Below are 15793 nucleotides of genomic sequence, written 5' to 3'. Positions count from 1 at the left end.
GACCGGGCGCATATGGCGTTTCTGTGCGTTGCCCGTTGAATATCATTGTTATAGGTCTGTGCTGACGCAAGGAATGTGACTGTAAAGATGACCCGCATCTCGCATATCGAACTGGATGATAGAAATCTGCCGCCGCCCACGCCCGAGATCGAGCAGGAGCGCAAGGTCGCCATCTATGATCTGCTTGAAGAAAACAGCTTCTCGCTGCCCAAACGCGACGACCGCGTTGTGCCCGAAGGCCCCTATCGCCTTCAGCTTTCGATCCGCGACAAACGGCTTGTCTTCGACATTGAAACCGAGGCCAACGAAAAAGCGGCCGAGTTTCACCTGTCGCTCGGTCCCTTCCGGCAGGTGGTCAAGGATTACTTCCAGATCTGCGAAAGCTATTTTGACGCGGTGAAATCGCTGCCGCCCAGCCAGATCGAAACCATCGACATGGCCCGCCGGGGTATCCACAACGAAGGCAGCCGTGTTTTGCAGGAACGGCTGGAAGGCAAGGCAGATGTCGACACCGACACCGCCCGCCGCCTGTTCACGCTGATCTGCGTTCTGCATTTTGGGGGCTGACGCGTGAAGCCTCTGCCGCAGTCGGTCCTGTTCTGTTGCGACCACAACGCGGTTCGGTCCCCGATGGCCGAGGGGCTGATGAAGAAATTCTATGGCACCGGCACCTATGTCCAGTCCGCCGGTGTGCATAACGATCTGGAAATCGACGGCTTCAGCATCGCGGTCTGCCACGAGGTCGGCGTGGAACTGTCCCGCCACCGGTCGCGCTCCTTCGACGAGATGCAGGAATGGGGCGATGACCTCAGCTCGTTCGATCTGGTCGTGGCGCTTTCACCTGCCAGCCAGCGTCAGGCGCTGGAACTGACCCGTGTTTTTCACCTCGATGTCGATTATTGGCCAATAATGGACCCTACCGGGATGGGCGAGACCCGCGAACAAAAGCTACATCACTACCGACAGACCCGCGACCAGATCATTCAGCACCTGAAAGACCGCTGGGGCGAACCAACGGAGGGGACATGAACCAGACCATCAAAACCTATTTCGATGCCTTCAACGCTGGTGACGTCGATGGCATGCTGGCCTGCCTGTCCGATGACGTGGCCCATCACGTGAACGAAGGCCAGATTCGCGTCGGCAAGGACAAGTTCGCGGCCTTTTGCGCCCATATGAACCGCTGCTACCGCGAAAACCTGACCGACATCGTCGTGTTCGAGGCGCAGGGCGGCACCCGCGCCGCGGCCGAGTTCATCGTCAACGGCACCTATCTGGAAACCGACGAGGGCCTGCCCGACGCGCACGGCCAGACCTATCGCCTGCCTGCCGGATCGTTCTTTGATCTCAGGGACGGCAAGATCACCCGCGTCACCACCTTCTACAACCTTGCAGACTGGACCAAACAGGTCTCGAATGGCTGACGTCAGTGACGTCCGCCCCCTGACCGGAGCGGCACTCGGGGCCGCTCTGGACGATGTCGCCCGCCTGCGGATCCGGGTGTTTCACGCCTGGCCCTACCTCTATGACGGCGATCTGGAATACGAACGCAAATACCTGCAATCCTACCGCGACAGCGACAAGGCCATCGTGGTCGGCGCCTTCGACGGCGACCGCCTGATCGGCGCCTCGACCGGCGCGCCGCTGACCGACCACGCCGACGATTTCGCCGCGGCCTTCGCAGACACCGGGCTGGACCTGTCGCAGATATTCTATTGCGCTGAATCCGTCCTGCTGCCGGACTATCGCGGGCAGGGCGTCGGCCACAAATTCTTCGACACGCGCGAGGCGCACGCCCGCGAACTGGGCTTTGCCAAATGCGCCTTTTGCAGCGTGCAGCGCCCCACCGACCACCCCCTGCGCCCAGACCACTATCGCCCGCTCGACACCTTCTGGCGCGCCCGCGGATACAAGCCCTTACCCGGCGCAATCGCCCAATTCTCGTGGAAGGATATCGGGGAGGAGGGAGAAACGCTGAAGCCGTTGCAGTTCTGGATCAGGGATTTGTAGGGTCCGGGTTGGGGGGCGGTGGAGCAGGTTTTTTTTGTGTTGCAAGAAGTGAGGCCACAAAGCCGAACTTCGCTGCTCTAGCTGTACTCCGCACTACTAGCGGCAGTTTTGCGCAACAAATCCGTTTTTGCAAAGTGCAAGTACTCAGCCTGATTAAACAGTCAGTAGCCATCGCCTAAAAAAGCAAATAGTTTTCTGCTGATTGAGCAAACGCAGTGTGAGAAAATGATTCCTCAAACAGTACTTATTGGTCTAGTTGTTGCCATTGTAGGGTATGTCCTTCAGCAGAGATCATGGCGCCACAACAAAATGGAAGAGGTTCGGCAGAGGGAGTTCGACGCCTGCATGGAGATCATTGAGTCCTTGGCTCGCGCTTTCGACAAAAGGATTTCAGCAACATCAGAGTTCATCGCCCATGTGAATCGTGGAGACGTCACTACCGATGAACTGCAAGACTTTCGCACTAGCGTCCGGGATTGGATGCACGAGTTTTCAACTTTTAAATCAAAAATTTACCACTATTTCGGCAAGGAGAAGATGCTTGAGTTTGAGAACTCGGTGCATTCTTCATTGCGAGATGTCAGTGATACTTTACTGCGAACGTATCGCCTTGGAATGGAGAACTTGAGCGCACAGCATTTAGAGGAACACAAGTCTTGCTCCAAAAAATTAGATGTCTCTAGGTATAGAGCCTATCGATTTTTGGCGGAACTAAACGAGATGACTGCCAATGAAGAGACGGGTAGAAGTGCGCTGTACAACAATATCGATGTTGGAAGTCTTGACCTGATATCCCGGACTTATCTCGTTCAAAGACTTTTCGGCATGCGGTCATAAGCATTGAGAGCCACGCTCATCCTATAGCTGATACGTGAAGCCCACCAAGGCGCATGGCCCCTTGCAAGACTGATAATCCGATCAGGGTCTGAAAAAGGATAACCGGGAGTATTGTGGTAAACTTCCCAAACGGATCGAGGGAAAGGTAAAGGAAGTAGACTTGCGACAAATGCCGCTTGCTTTGCATCCAAGTCAGAGGCTCGAACGCCGAATGTCTTCTGTGAGGTGACCTCACAACCCTCCATCTTAAATCCAAGGTATGCGTTGTGTATGTAATAATCGAAAATACGCCTCTTAGAGACGTGTAAATTGAGAAAGACTGCAAGCAAGATTTCATTCAGCTTTCTCGAAAGTGATCTTTCATATCTTTTCAGAGAAATACGAACTACTTGTTGGTCAATCGTGCTCATGCCGTTCAGCGACCCGCGCGTAACAAGGCGTTTTAGGGCTCGCAGAAGAGACCTAAATTCAAACCCGTTATGTGAAAAGAAGCGACGATCTTCGAGGTAGAGCGTTGCGACTTCAAAATTTGTTAGTGTGGGTTCTTGCCTAGAAATAGAGTGCTGAAATATCCATCCGAAATTGTCATTGAACTCTATATCTCTCTTCACGCGATCAAGATCCCGATTGAGATTAAGTAGGTATCTCTTGAGGCCTAAGGTGCTCTTAGGGGAGTAAAGTTGTGCAGGTTTGATTTTCATCGTGTGCCGAACAGACTCAATTTAAGTGGTTCCATATGGTTCGCACACCAGCCGGAAAATGCAAAGACATCAATTATTCCTTATTTTCTTATACTTTGCTCGATAGAGGAAGGTTAAACACTCATCCTGTCTGCCCGGTACAAACTGTTCCATTGCTGGTGAGACATGCCCGTTGAAGACTGCGGGAAATGGCTTGTTCGACCTCCTCTACTCCTTTCATGGTCGCCCCTCATGGCCGCGTTTCGGTGTTTGCAATGCGTGGCTGTGAACTTCCGGATTGGGCTGGCAGCGGCCCAATGCAGTCGCCGCAGACGGATTACAAAGCAATGGCCGATAAGGGCTCTTTTCCCCCTTCACCCGCCCCCAGCACCAGATTGAACTGTACACGCGGCGGCTCTCACGGTTTAGTGCCTCGACACATCGGCTCAGGGGACCCCACCAATGAAAGTCGCAACCGCAGCATATGATCTCGACTGGCTCGACAGCTGGGCGCAGTACGAGGACAAGCTGGACCGATGGGTTGCCGAGGCTGCCGGGCAGGGGGCCGGGCTGCTGGTGTTCCCCGAATACGGCGCGATGGAGGTGTCGACGCTTGATGGGGCCGAGGTGGCGGGTGATCTGGAACGCTCGATCCGCGCGGTTTCGGACCGGTTCGAGGATGTACAAAATTTGCACTCGCGCCTCGCAAGCGCGTACAAAACGTACATTCTGGGTGCATCGGCCCCGGTTGTGGATGGGTCCGGCCGCCCGGTGAACCGCGCCGCGTTCTACGCCCCGGACGGTGGCCGCGACCATCAGGACAAGCAGATCATGACCCGCTTTGAACGCGAGGATTGGGACATCGCGCCGGGTGGTCCGCTCAAGCTGTTCGACACCGCGCTGGGCAAAATCGGTGTTCTGATCTGCTATGACAGCGAGTTTCCCCTGCTGGGCCGCGCACTCAGCGAAGCAGATGTGATCCTTGTACCGTCCTGCACCGAAGCGCTGTCGGGGTATTGGCGTGTTCGCATCGGGGCAATGTCAAGAGCATTGGAAAATCAATGCGTTACAGTTATGTCGTCACTGGTCGGAGCCAACGACTGGTCCGAGGCAGTGGACATGAACACCGGCATGGGCGGCGTTTTCGGCCCGCCGGACAAGGGGTTTCCGGCCACCGGAGTGCTGGCCGAGGGCGCTCTGAACCAGCCCGGCTGGACCTATGCGGATGTCGACCTGTCCGCCATCGCCGAGGTCCGCGCCGATGGCCATGTGCTGAACCGGACCCATTGGCCAGAGCAGGACGCCCGAGTCGAAACGGTCACATTATCCGCCCTTTAGATGAATCCGCCCTTGAAATAAGGGAAAAATAGGCTCATTTAAGCGCACATCCCCGCAGATTCTGCGGGCGCAACCTAATGATGGAGACAACATGGCCAAGGAAGATACGCTCGAATTTCCCGGTGTCGTGAAGGAACTCCTGCCTAATGCGACGTTTCGGGTCGAGCTGGAAAACGGCCATGAAATCATCGCACATACGGCAGGAAAGATGCGCAAGAACCGCATCCGTGTTCTGGCCGGCGACAAGGTTCAGGTCGAGATGACCCCCTATGATCTGACCAAGGGTCGGATCAACTACCGCTTCAAATAACGTCTGCCGAGATGGCGTTTATACTGGGATCGGGCAGCCCAAGGCGGCTGGACCTGCTGGCGCAGCTTGGCGTGCAGCCCGACGCCATCCGCCCCCCTGACATCGACGAAACACCGCTGAAGGGTGAGCTTCCTGTTCCGTATTGCAGCCGCATTACGCGTGAAAAAGTAAAGGCAGTTCAATCGGATAGCGACGACATCACGCTTTGCGCGGACACGACTGTTGCACTGGGGCGGCGTATTCTGGGCAAGCCTGAGGATGAGGGCCAAGCCGCAGAGTTCCTGTACGCTCTGTCCGGTCGCCGTCACCGGGTGATCACTTCGGTCGCCGTTCGGCGCGGGGATCGCATCCTGCAGCGCGATGTCGTCTCGCAGGTCAAGGTCAAACGCCTGTCGGACGTTGAAATCAACGCTTATCTGGCGACCGGTGATTGGCAGGGTAAAGCCGGGGCCTACGCGATCCAAGGCCCTGCCGGCGCATTCATCCCATGGATTTCGGGCTCGTTCACTGGCATCGTGGGGCTGCCCCTGTCCGAGACCGCCGCCTTGCTGCAAGGGATCGGCTACCCACTGTATAGCGAGGCATCATGAAGGGTCGAACCATCGTTCTGGACCATATCCAAGACCGCGAAGCCGCGGCATTGATGGTCGACGGAAAGCTTGATGATCTCCTGATCGCCACCGACGCACCCGCGCCCGGCACCATCTATCGCGCCCGTGCCGATCGACCGGTCAAAGGGCAGGGCGGCATGTTCCTGGTTACACCCGACGGCCCAGCTTTTCTGCGACAAGTCAAAGGGTTAGCGCCGGGTGCCACGCTTTTGGTGCAGGTTGGCGGATATGCCGAGCCCGGCAAGGCCATCCCTGTAACCAACCGTATCCTGTTCAAAAGTCGCTTTGCCATTGTCACGCCCGACGCGCCGGGCCTGAACATCTCGCGCAGCATCAAGGATGAAGACAGGCGGGATCAACTGCTTGAAATCGCGCATGAACAAATGGGCGACAGCCCCTACGGGTTGATCCTCCGCTCCTGCTGCATGGATGCGGATGCCGGTGACATTGCCGACGACATTTCGGCCATGCTTGTGCAAGCTGAACAAGTGATGAACGACGAGGGGTCCGACGTCGAACTGCTCAGCGAAGGTGACAGCCCGCATATCCTCGCATGGCGCGACTGGACCGATCCTGCCGAGGTTGTGACTAAAACCGGCAGTTTTGAAACCCATGGTGTGCTGGATGCGCTGGATGTTGCCCGTGGCATCTCCGAACCTCTACCCGGAGGCGGACACCTCTATATCGAACCGACCCGCGCATTAGTGGCCGTAGATGTGAACACAGGCGCGGATACGTCGCTGGCGGCAGGAACAAAAGCCAACTTCGCTTGTGCCAAAGCTTTGCCACGTGCGTTGCGTGTGCGTGGGCTGGCAGGGCAGATCACACTGGATCTGGCCCCAATGCCCAAGAAAGACCGCCGAGGGTTCGAATCCGTCCTGCGTGCCGCCTTCAAGTCGGATCCGGACGAGACGATATTGGCGGGGTGGACACCTCTGGGTCATTTCGAGTTGCAGCGCAAACGCAGCCGGTTACCTGTCGCTGAGATCCTGAAATGAGCTGCCCGATCTGCGGAGAAGAAACGCAAAAGAAGTTCCGCCCGTTCTGTTCGAAACGCTGCGCAGACATTGATCTGGCCAAGTGGCTGAATGGCTCTTACGCGGTCCCGTCTCAGCGCGAAGACGACCCTGAGACCGAGGGCGATACGGACGAACACAATACAATGCGACCGCACTGAAAAAATGTAAAAAAGCCTCTGGACACTGCCGGTAGCAAGTCATAGAACGCCTCCACCCAACGACAAACGTCGTTCCCGTGCCCGGGTAGCTCAGGGGTAGAGCAGTGGATTGAAAATCCTCGTGTCGGTGGTTCGATTCCGCCCCCGGGCACCACTATATCATCATAAATCTCTTAAAATCATATATTTAGGCATTCTTGCCTAAAATTTATCCACCTATCTGTCCACCTATGATGTTTGGCACTTCTCTTGCCGAAGCCAGTGTTCGGTTTAATCAATTTGTTTTGTCGAGGGTCGGTCGCAAAAGCGGACGTTCGAACGAATGGACACCAACGACGGGTGTGCGGGACTTTGTTGCCGTTCCCTGCGCTGACTGATGGGTCCGTATTCTGCGCAAAGCCGACCTCGGGGCTCCACGAGTATGGACCGCAATGCGAACGCTTCCAGACATTTGCATAGGGTTCCTGCACCTACGTGACCGACCCAGATATGGCCTTTTGGTTCGTCGCTGCGAACGGCGGCTCCTACGCTTGTTGCGAGATCCTAAAAGTCTCGACTCAGTAGCGTTGGCTCAAACGGCGACTTTCGAGGCCAAGCGACCTAGCGCGGGTCCGACGCGGCGAACTGGCTGGGCGAAAAGCCTGTCTGAGCGTTGAAGGCCCGACTGAAGTTGTTTGGGCTCGAATAACCAAGATCCAATGCGACGGCTGCAACCGACACATCGCCGTGACGCAGAAGTTCTTTGGCACGCTCTATTCGAGAGTTGTTCACGATGTCCCTGAACCGAACCCCATCCAGCATCAATCCTCGCTGCAAGGTTCTGACCCCGATATCCATGCATTCTGCGGTTCTTTCGATGGACACCGAACCCTCATAGATCTGCAGTCGCACCATGGCAGCTACCTTGTGGGGCAAAGTCTTGGGCGGGCCACCAACTCTCTCTCGAGCAATGTCCTCGATAGTCGCTTTCGGTTTGGCCTCCGTGGCGGTCGTCCGCAAAAGTTTGCTGGAAAAGACAACTCCCAATGCAGGTTGATCCCAATGGACTGGGCACCCGAAGACTTCCTCGGCGCGATCTCCTGCGGACGGTTTTGAAGTATCGATCATCAGCCGCTCCGGCGACCACGCTGGTCCAAGGTAGTGCCTGAAGACGCTGAGAAAGACGCCTACTGCCGAAAAAGCGACGTCGGAATACGCACTATGTGATCGCAGTCCGAAGCGATATCCATACCATGCACGGGCGCCGTGTGTTTGAAACTCGATCAGGTCCGCACTCGAGTGATACGAGATCGCCTTTGCAGTTCGCACGAGAGCCGCTCCGAGGTTTGGCGAGGACAGAACGTAGTCTCCCCATGCCCCGTAATCCGCGACGGTGAGATGCGGTGCCCAGAGCAGGCCGATATTCTCTTCCCCAGCGGAACGCCCGACCTCTTGAATGAATGTCGCGAGGGCGTGTTTCGGGATGTAGCCATCGCGACTTTCGATGAAGCGATGGGGCAAACCGGATCGCTTCAACGCTCGTTCAAGCGGTTTTTGCCCGCAGGTTTCAAGCGTGAATTGCGGCATCGCACCAAGCGCCTTGGCGGAGATCATGGGAGGGTCTGCTGGCATACAGGTTTGCTTAATCGTGATTCTGTCGTGAAATGATACGCCGATCTCGCAGCGATATGCCAACCTATGCTCTCGATTTGGCTATTGGCGGGAGGCGAGACGCAGATGACCATAAGTACAAATATGGCAACCAGGCAGGCTGCTCGTGGGCTGTATGCAGGCGTTGCACTTTCAATTCTGGCTGGGCCTGTTGTGGCGGAGATGTCTGAAATCGCCCGCGATACCGTCGTCCGGCGCTCCTGCGAGGCTGCGATCTGGGCGATGCCTGCCGTTGGCGTTTACGATATCGAGTTGGCGATCCAGCGCGATGCGGGGGCCGACAAAGGCGTGATCGCTTATATGAGCGAACCGATGGACAGCCGACACGGCTTCCTGACGGCCAACGACGTGACACCGTATGTATTTGGCGGTGGATACGCGGTGGATGAGCCCGTTGTCATCGATGTTCCGTCAGCCGGAGAAAAGGCGGCATTCTTTGGAACGATCACGAACGCCTGGCAGGTTCCGTTGGCAGATGTTGGCACCTCGGGCGATGATGCGGGCGAAGGCGGGAGGTACCTCATCGTGCCACCGGGATATGACGGCGACCTCCCGCAAGAGGGCTACTACATCTATCCGTCCAACACCTATGGCGTTCATTTCGCCTTCCGCCCTGTAGCAAAGGATGGTGGCACCAGCAAAGATCAGGCTGCCTACGCCCAGACCCTTCAAGTCTACCCCTTGTCCGAGGTCGACAATCCGTCGCCAACTGAATTCATCGACGTAAAGGAGAACCCGATCAACTCGCTTCCCGTGTATGACATGACGTTTTTTCACGACATGAACACGGTCATCCAGCGCGAGCCGGTTCTGGAGCAGGACAAGGTCATGATGGCGATGCTGGCCTCGCTTGGTATGGTGCGCGGCGAGCCGTTTGAACCGGATGAGGAAATGCAGGCCGCGATGCTGGAAGGGCTGCAATGCGCCTATGACACCATGCAGGAGCATTTCATCACGCGCTCGGTCGTTCCGCTCTGGGAAGACCGCAAATGGGGAGTCTGGGCCTTCGCCGAGGGTCAGCCGGAAGCGGGTTTTCCTTATGTGACCGATGAAATGGTGCTGATCGATGACCGCGCGGGCGGTTCGTATTCGTGGATCACCTATCTGCCGAAGAAGCTGGGTGGCGGGACTTTCTACCTTACAGGCCTGACCGACAGCGATGGAGATATGCTGAACGGGCAAGACAGCTACAAACTCAATGTTCCCGCCGACACGCCCGCTGAGGATTTCTGGTCGGTCATCGTCTACAGCATGAAGTCCAAGGGCTTCGTCGCAGGCAATGAGCGCGTGGGCCTGGCAACGCCAAATCTGCCGGACATGCAGGTCAATGACGACGGCTCGGTTGACGTCTATTTCGCGCCAACGGCTCCGGATGGCCTCGAAAGCAACTGGATACCGACCGGCGAGGACTTCTTCTTGCTATTTCGCCTTTATGGGCCAGCGGAAGGATGGATCGAAAGCGGATGGCAACTGCCGGACGTCGAGAAAGCAAACTGATTTTCTGACAGGAGAAAAAGATGAAACGCACATTTCTTGCCGGATGCGCGGCCCTTGCCGTAACAGCGAACATGGCGCTTGCGGAAGGCGGCGATGGCCGCTTCCTAGAGAACGAAGAGTTCAACACGATCATCGGCAACTTCACCTTCGAGAAGGGATTTCCGACCGCTGAGACCACCGAACGTTTGTTCCAGATCCGGACGACCTATCGGGTGATGGAAGTGATCCAGCAAAACGTCTTTGGAGCCTCGCTCTATGCGATGCGCAAGGGTTACGCAGATTTCGGTGCAGGAAAACCTAATCAGGTCATTGTGTTCAAGGACCTGATGGACGCCAAGTCCGAGTTTCTGACAGCCAACAATACAACCGTCTATGCGATGACTTTTCTCGACCTTAACACAGACGGTCCGACAGTGGTCGAAGCGCCTCCCGGCATGCTTGGTTTCTTCAACGACATGTGGATGCGCTATGTTGGCGATGTTGGAAATGCGGGGCCGGACAAGGGCGAAGGCGGCAAATTCCTCGTGCTTCCGCCGGGATACGAGGGAGACGTACCGGATGGGTACTTCGTTTTTGAATCCAAAACCTACGGGGTTTGGCTGGCGCTCAGAGCCTTCCTGGTCGATGGCACGACCGATGCAGCCAATTCGCTGTACGAGCAATTGAAGATCTACCCGCTGGCCCAAGCGGACAATCCGGAACCCACCGAACTAATCGATGGTTCAGGACAGGAAATCTGGACAGTTCATTCCGAAAATTATCACCTCCTGGAAGAGCTTGGGCACCTCGTCGAAGAAGAGCACCCGGACGCGCTGGACGGGGCGCAGAAATTTCTGCTCGCCTCCATCGGCATGGAGTTCGGCAAGCCATTCGATCCCACGCCGGAAGAGAAGGCCATCCTTGAGCCAGCCGCCATGGCGGGCGCGGCGCTGCTTCGGGCCAATATGTGGAACTACGTTGGCGACGACAAATACATCTACGAGGATCGCAAATGGTGGAACCCGTTTGTTGGCGGCGTCTACACCTTTGACCCGAACGGATACCTCGACTACGACGCTCAGGCCTTTTTTGCAGCGTATGCGACAGGCGTGACACCGGCCATGGCGAGCAAAAACGTGGGTATTGGGTCGCAATATTTGTGTACCCATACCGATGGCGAAGGTGTTCCGCTCGACGGTGCGAAGACGTACAAGCTGACAGTTCCAGCTGATGTTCCTGCGAAGGATTTCTGGTCTGTCGTCGTCTACGACAGCGCAAACCGCTCGATGATGGCAACATCACAGCAATTCCCTGCGCTCAGCAGCTACGACGATTTGGCGCAGAATGAAGACGGAACGGTCGACCTCTACTTCGGCCCAAAAGCGCCAGAAGGTATGGAGTCGAACTGGGTCGAAACTGATCCGAGCAAGGGCTGGACAGCCATCGTGCGCCTGTACGGCCCGCTGGAGCCGTTCTTCGACCAGACCTGGAAGATGAACGATTTCGAACTGGTGGATTGATATTCCCTGAGACAACCAACGGGGTTTGCGGGGCGAGCTATGGAAGTAAGGGCGACGTGGGCACTTCCATGTCGTCCTCTTTGGCATGCCCTGCATCTCGCCGTTAGACGGAACCGCAGGGAATGCAGGCTCGCCTCCCTTCCTACGGATTGCTGCAGTCGGCACTGTGCGCTGCTTTCGGGCGCGAAGCTGTCATCGGAACGGTTCCATTGGATGTCTGAAAAGTCGGCAATCTACCAGTTTGATCAGACCGCAGCATTCGTGACTTTGGGCTCGATGCGGCCATTCTCTGCGGCTTGCATGATTGGCTGGTCGCAGTCCCTTAGCGGGCCTTCAACATACGAAGATTGATAGACCTCCTAACAAGAGAGAGTATCACTTCGCTTGTTGGGAGAGGCTGATAACGCGAAAAACCTGCACAGAGTGGCCGATGCCCTTCAGTTCCCGTTCTCCCAGTTCTTGGGTCTCCACATGTTCTTCTATGTCTAGAAGCGCTCGTTGGTTTAAAAGGATCTGCCCATCGCTGGCAAAATCGCAAAGCCTTGATGCGGTATTCACAGCACCACCGATTGCAGTGTAGTCGGCGCGACCATGAAACCCGATAAGCCCAAGCGTCGCGTAACCACTACCGATCCCAATACCCAAACCCATCGCGTGTCCGAGTTTCTCCCAGGGTGCTCGTATTCCCTCGAAAGCTTCGCTTATTGCTGTAGCCAGCTGCACGGCTTGCAGTACGGGCTGATCGCAGGGAACCGGATCATTGAAGAAGACCATCAATCCGTCTCCTGCTCGGTATCCGATTGTTCCCTTGTGTTGGGCAACTAAATGACCAACCTCATCGTGGAAATGCTGGAGAAGGGTAATGACATCTTCCGGCTCAATCGCCTCGGAGATTGCTGTGAAATTCCGGATGTCGCAAAATAGGCAAGCGATGTATTGACGATGGGTTTTAAGAAGCTCGTCAGAGTTTTCTTCTACGACAAGCTCCGCAACTTGAGGCGCAAGGAATTGTTTGAGACGACCCAGCCTGTCAATCTCGCTTTCCTGGCGCTTTACTTTCTCGGTCAGTCTTTCGTTTAAAGCCTCTATTTCATGTGTCTGGTTGCGAACTGTGTGGTTCAAAGCGTCGAGTATAAAATTCTGGTTTAGCAAAGCCGCGATCACCAAAAGCACATAGGCAAGCGCTTCGACGCGTTCATCATAGCCGAGGTACAGTGTGACAATCAGGATGAGCGCAGCAATCCCACCAAGGACGAGCGGAAGCTCCCTGGCATGCCGTTTCCGGTCTCTCCATAAAAAACCTACCGCCAACAATGCGAACACCCACATGAGCACCGCTTGCGCATGCGGGTTTATGGAAGGCGCTTCGTAGCCAATCAAATAGGTCAGCAAAATCCCGGAATAGCACGTGGCCAAGGACGCCAGAGCAGCAAGGACAGCTCCGATCCCGATTGGCATCGAAATTTTAAACTCCTCAGTCGCCATGCCCATACCGTCGGCTACAGCACGCGGCGAGGGTTCCGTGACGGAGTCATTTATGTGTTCGGGATCAGGCATGGTCCTCGTTTGCGCTTGCTTACTGGTAGAGTACTTTTGAATTGAGATTGCGTCAAAATCGCATACCTGCATGGGGAAGTTGGGGTTTCACCAAATCAACTACGATCAACGAAACAATCTCATGCTTCACAGAACAGACTTGCAATCACCCGTCTGGGCGTAGTCACCTAGGACATGGGGATGGAGGAAGCCGATGACACGATGGAAGTTGGTGGTCTGTATCTTGTACACGCTGACCCTTGTTGCTTGCGCCTCCAAAACTCGCACATATGAAAAGACGGTATCGGCTTCGCTGCCGGTAGACTCGCGTACAGCTCTTAGTCGGGCGGCCAATCGGCTTGGGGACCCCAAAGACGGTCGGTCGGGCGTTAAGCTGATCAGTGACGGCGAAGAAGCTCTTGTCTCGCGGCTGTTGCTGGCTGCGGCGGCCGAGAGAACGATAGACGCGCAATACTACCTTCTGCACAACGATCCAACGGGTCACCTATTCGCTGCAAGTCTTTTGCAAGCGGCAGATCGGGGTGTTCGTGTCCGATTGTTGCTGGATGACATGGATACGTCCAGCTATGACGCGATGACTGCCGCGTTGGACAATCACAAGAATATTGAGATCAGGCTATTCAATCCGTTCTGGCGGGAACAAAGCCTTGTGATCGCAGGTCTGACAGATTTCAAACGCATCAATCGCAGAATGCACAACAAGTCCATGACGGCAGACAACGTGTTCACGATTGTGGGTGGGAGAAATATCGGTGCCGAATACTTTCTCGCACGGGAAGAAATGAACTACGCTGATCTGGATGTACTGGCCGCTGGCCCTGTTGTACGCGAGGTGTCGCGAAGCTTTGACTCATACTGGAACAGTGAGTTTGCCGTTCCGGCTCGCGTGGTTGTTGGAGAACCCCAGGAATTTGACCTAAGCGATGCGCGAAGCAGGTTGAATGAACTGGTCGAAGAAGCGAAGCAAACCCAGTACGGTGCTGCCCTCAGAAAGTCAGCACAAGAGAACTTTGCAGATGGGGCCTTATCTTTGGATTGGCTGCCTGCGAAACTTTATGCTGATCCGCCTTCAAAAGCCACCGGTCTCGAGAACTCAGGTCCCGTTCTTGCATCTCAATTGCTTCCGTATTTTGAGAATGCCAGCAGTGAAGTGAACATCGTGTCCGCCTATTTCGTTCCGCGCAACAAAGGTGTGCAATGGCTGACCGAACTGGAGAAACGTGGGGTCGACGTGAAGGTCGTAACCAATTCACTTGCATCTAATGACGTCGCTCCCGTTTACGCGCACTACGCCAAGAAACGCCGTGTACTTTTACGCGGAGGAGTAGAACTCTACGAGTTGCGACCGGACGCCTATCAGTTACAGCGCCGCGGTATTAACTGGGCTCAATCGAGGTCAGGTCTACACTCCAAGGCATTTGCAGTTGATGACCGATACTTGTTCGTAGGGTCGTTCAACTGGGACCCGCGATCTGTCAACATCAACACCGAGATGGGAGTTCTGATTGACTCACCAGCATTGACTGCACAGACCATGGGTGCCTTGGACCACGCGCTACCCGCATACACATATAATGTGACGCTCGAGAAGGCTGGTCAGCTTAAATGGACGACACGAGATAGTGATGGCAACGTTATCGTTTATCTATCAGAGCCGACAGGATCGACATGGGATCACATAGTTGCTGGATTTCTAAGTATTTTACCAATTGGTTCACAGCTTTAGGCTTTTTGGCAGATAGCCGACGCTACCAGAAGACACCGGCTTGTAATACGGCAGCTTTGAGTCGAAAACGTCTGCTGATTGTTTCCAGCCTGTCATTTTGTTTATCCGATATCGAGAATTTGCAAAGTCCGCATTCTGCGCATCGCCGACGTTGATGGCGACCGCAGCATCGGTCGCTATGGGCTCGGAGCGGACATTTCGTGAAATCTGCTCAATATCTGCTTTGCGGGATAAGCAGACTTTACCAAACGAGAAACAGAGCTCAGACACTCAGGCACCTAACGGACTAGGAACATCACCATCGTAAACCCTCCTGATCGGTTCGGTTAGGGAGGGCCACAAGGTTCCTTCGGGACGGGGGCGAAAAATATTCTTGATCGCGTCCCCGGATCCGAAATCAATAATTCTTTTCAATTGGAGCTGAGCATCTTCGGTGCGGCCTTCTTTTTCAAAGATCGCGGCAAGAAACATTCGGGGAAACATAAGATCGGGCTTTAGCCGAAGAGAATGTTCAAGAGCACGTTGGGCGGCGCGGAGGTCGTCTGTGAAGAAGAGCGCAGAGCCTTCATAGAGATGAAACATGTATTCCAGCGGATCTCTCGGGCTCAAAAGGAAAGCCTTTCGAGTCAACTCGATGCCCTCGTCCTTTCGGCCAACGATTGCTAGAACGTGGCCGCAGACAGAACAGTTGAATGCCGAGTTCGGATTGAGCTCTACCGCGCGTTCGGCGATGGGTTCAGCTTTCAGAAAAAGACCCAACCAGATGTAGGCAAATGCCGCGTCGGTCAGAACGGTCGGATTGTCACTGACAACGTCCTATATGCGGAACGATCGTCAGATTTGGCATCAGGTCACTGTCATGCTGGGTGTTCCAGCATGGTTGAATGTGTGTCAGTTCGGC

The 15793-nt window shown here is 55.3% G+C and carries 18 protein-coding genes and 1 tRNA gene; 14 read left to right on the top strand and 5 right to left on the bottom strand.

Annotation, left to right across the window (positions count from 1 at the left end; all coding sequences use genetic code 11):
- Positions 1-87 precede the first annotated feature (87 nt).
- The 5 genes from ACR0AM_RS09030 to ACR0AM_RS09010 all read left to right on the top strand — a co-directional run bounded on the left by ACR0AM_RS09030 (position 88) and on the right by ACR0AM_RS09010 (position 2847).
- Positions 88-567 (top strand): UPF0262 family protein, encoded by a 480-nt coding sequence (locus ACR0AM_RS09030; RefSeq protein ID WP_171722821.1) that lies wholly within the window; start codon positions 88-90, stop codon positions 565-567.
- Between the two features lie 3 nt (positions 568-570).
- Complete coding sequence (locus tag ACR0AM_RS09025; RefSeq protein WP_209505795.1) at positions 571-1029, top strand: arsenate-mycothiol transferase ArsC; 459 nt, start codon at positions 571-573, stop codon at positions 1027-1029.
- On the top strand, positions 1026-1424 hold the full coding sequence (locus ACR0AM_RS09020) for a ketosteroid isomerase-related protein (protein ID WP_480622710.1): 399 nt from the start codon (positions 1026-1028) through the stop codon (positions 1422-1424). The genes ACR0AM_RS09025 and ACR0AM_RS09020 overlap by 4 nt, the downstream gene beginning before the upstream one ends.
- Complete coding sequence (locus ACR0AM_RS09015) at positions 1417-2010, top strand: GNAT family N-acetyltransferase (RefSeq protein ID WP_480622709.1); 594 nt, start codon at positions 1417-1419, stop codon at positions 2008-2010. Before ACR0AM_RS09020 ends, ACR0AM_RS09015 begins: the two co-directional genes overlap by 8 nt.
- A gap of 225 nt (positions 2011-2235) precedes the next feature.
- Positions 2236-2847: a hypothetical protein gene (locus tag ACR0AM_RS09010; protein WP_480622708.1), complete on the top strand. Its 612-nt coding sequence runs from the start codon at positions 2236-2238 to the stop codon at positions 2845-2847.
- On the opposite strand, the gene ACR0AM_RS09005 is transcribed toward ACR0AM_RS09010, so the two are convergent.
- The gene (locus tag ACR0AM_RS09005) at positions 2820-3548 is read right to left on the bottom strand and encodes a biosynthetic peptidoglycan transglycosylase (RefSeq protein WP_480507475.1); all 729 of its coding nucleotides are present in this window, start codon (positions 3546-3548) and stop codon (positions 2820-2822) included. The genes ACR0AM_RS09010 and ACR0AM_RS09005 overlap by 28 nt on opposite strands.
- A gap of 441 nt (positions 3549-3989) precedes the next feature.
- On the opposite strand from ACR0AM_RS09005, the gene ACR0AM_RS09000 reads away from it, so the two are divergent.
- The 6 genes from ACR0AM_RS09000 to ACR0AM_RS08975 all read left to right on the top strand — a co-directional run bounded on the left by ACR0AM_RS09000 (position 3990) and on the right by ACR0AM_RS08975 (position 7117).
- Complete coding sequence (locus ACR0AM_RS09000) at positions 3990-4865, top strand: carbon-nitrogen hydrolase family protein (protein WP_480622707.1); 876 nt, start codon at positions 3990-3992, stop codon at positions 4863-4865.
- A 91-nt stretch (positions 4866-4956) separates the two neighbouring features.
- Positions 4957-5175: a translation initiation factor IF-1 gene (infA, locus tag ACR0AM_RS08995; RefSeq protein WP_005978431.1), complete on the top strand. Its 219-nt coding sequence runs from the start codon at positions 4957-4959 to the stop codon at positions 5173-5175.
- An 11-nt stretch (positions 5176-5186) separates the two neighbouring features.
- On the top strand, positions 5187-5765 hold the full coding sequence (locus tag ACR0AM_RS08990) for a Maf family protein (RefSeq protein ID WP_480622706.1): 579 nt from the start codon (positions 5187-5189) through the stop codon (positions 5763-5765).
- Positions 5762-6784: a ribonuclease E/G gene (locus ACR0AM_RS08985; protein ID WP_480622705.1), complete on the top strand. Its 1023-nt coding sequence runs from the start codon at positions 5762-5764 to the stop codon at positions 6782-6784. Before ACR0AM_RS08990 ends, ACR0AM_RS08985 begins: the two co-directional genes overlap by 4 nt.
- The gene (locus ACR0AM_RS08980; RefSeq protein WP_480520993.1) at positions 6781-6963 is read left to right on the top strand and encodes a DNA gyrase inhibitor YacG; all 183 of its coding nucleotides are present in this window, start codon (positions 6781-6783) and stop codon (positions 6961-6963) included. The genes ACR0AM_RS08985 and ACR0AM_RS08980 overlap by 4 nt, the downstream gene beginning before the upstream one ends.
- Positions 6964-7042: 79 nt before the next feature.
- Positions 7043-7117: transfer RNA gene (locus ACR0AM_RS08975), tRNA-Phe, on the top strand.
- A 446-nt stretch (positions 7118-7563) separates the two neighbouring features.
- Here ACR0AM_RS08975 and ACR0AM_RS08970 read toward each other — a convergent pair.
- Entirely contained in the window at positions 7564-8556 is a 993-nt protein-coding gene (locus tag ACR0AM_RS08970; RefSeq protein WP_209598751.1) for an AraC family transcriptional regulator, read from the bottom strand.
- Positions 8557-8679: 123 nt separating this feature from the next.
- Between ACR0AM_RS08970 and ACR0AM_RS08965 the strand changes: the two genes are divergently transcribed.
- Together ACR0AM_RS08965 and ACR0AM_RS08960 are read left to right on the top strand one after the other, a co-directional pair.
- Positions 8680-10110, top strand: coding sequence for a DUF1214 domain-containing protein (locus ACR0AM_RS08965; protein ID WP_209598752.1), 1431 nt, complete (start codon positions 8680-8682; stop codon positions 10108-10110).
- Between the two features lie 20 nt (positions 10111-10130).
- Positions 10131-11609, top strand: coding sequence for a DUF1254 domain-containing protein (locus ACR0AM_RS08960; RefSeq protein WP_209598753.1), 1479 nt, complete (start codon positions 10131-10133; stop codon positions 11607-11609).
- Positions 11610-11984: 375 nt separating this feature from the next.
- Here the strand turns inward: ACR0AM_RS08960 and ACR0AM_RS08955 are convergent, their stop codons facing one another.
- Complete coding sequence (locus tag ACR0AM_RS08955) at positions 11985-13166, bottom strand: adenylate/guanylate cyclase domain-containing protein (protein WP_209598754.1); 1182 nt, start codon at positions 13164-13166, stop codon at positions 11985-11987.
- Between the two features lie 223 nt (positions 13167-13389).
- Here ACR0AM_RS08955 and ACR0AM_RS08950 point away from each other — a divergent pair, with 223 nt between their 5' ends.
- Positions 13390-14892, top strand: a complete 1503-nt coding sequence (locus ACR0AM_RS08950) for a phospholipase D family protein (protein WP_480622704.1) — start codon at positions 13390-13392, stop codon at positions 14890-14892.
- On the opposite strand, the gene ACR0AM_RS08945 is transcribed toward ACR0AM_RS08950, so the two are convergent.
- Complete coding sequence (locus ACR0AM_RS08945) at positions 14881-15162, bottom strand: hypothetical protein (RefSeq protein WP_480622703.1); 282 nt, start codon at positions 15160-15162, stop codon at positions 14881-14883. The genes ACR0AM_RS08950 and ACR0AM_RS08945 overlap by 12 nt on opposite strands.
- A complete protein-coding gene (locus ACR0AM_RS08940; RefSeq protein ID WP_480622702.1) occupies positions 15163-15651 on the bottom strand; it encodes a tetratricopeptide repeat protein in 489 nt (162 codons plus the stop codon).
- Positions 15652-15793 lie beyond the last annotated feature (142 nt).

It is taken from the genome of Ruegeria sp. AD9 (genome assembly GCF_056542305.1).
The sequence above is the reverse complement of the archived record's forward strand: the minus strand, read 5'-3'. Positions and strand labels throughout refer to the sequence as shown.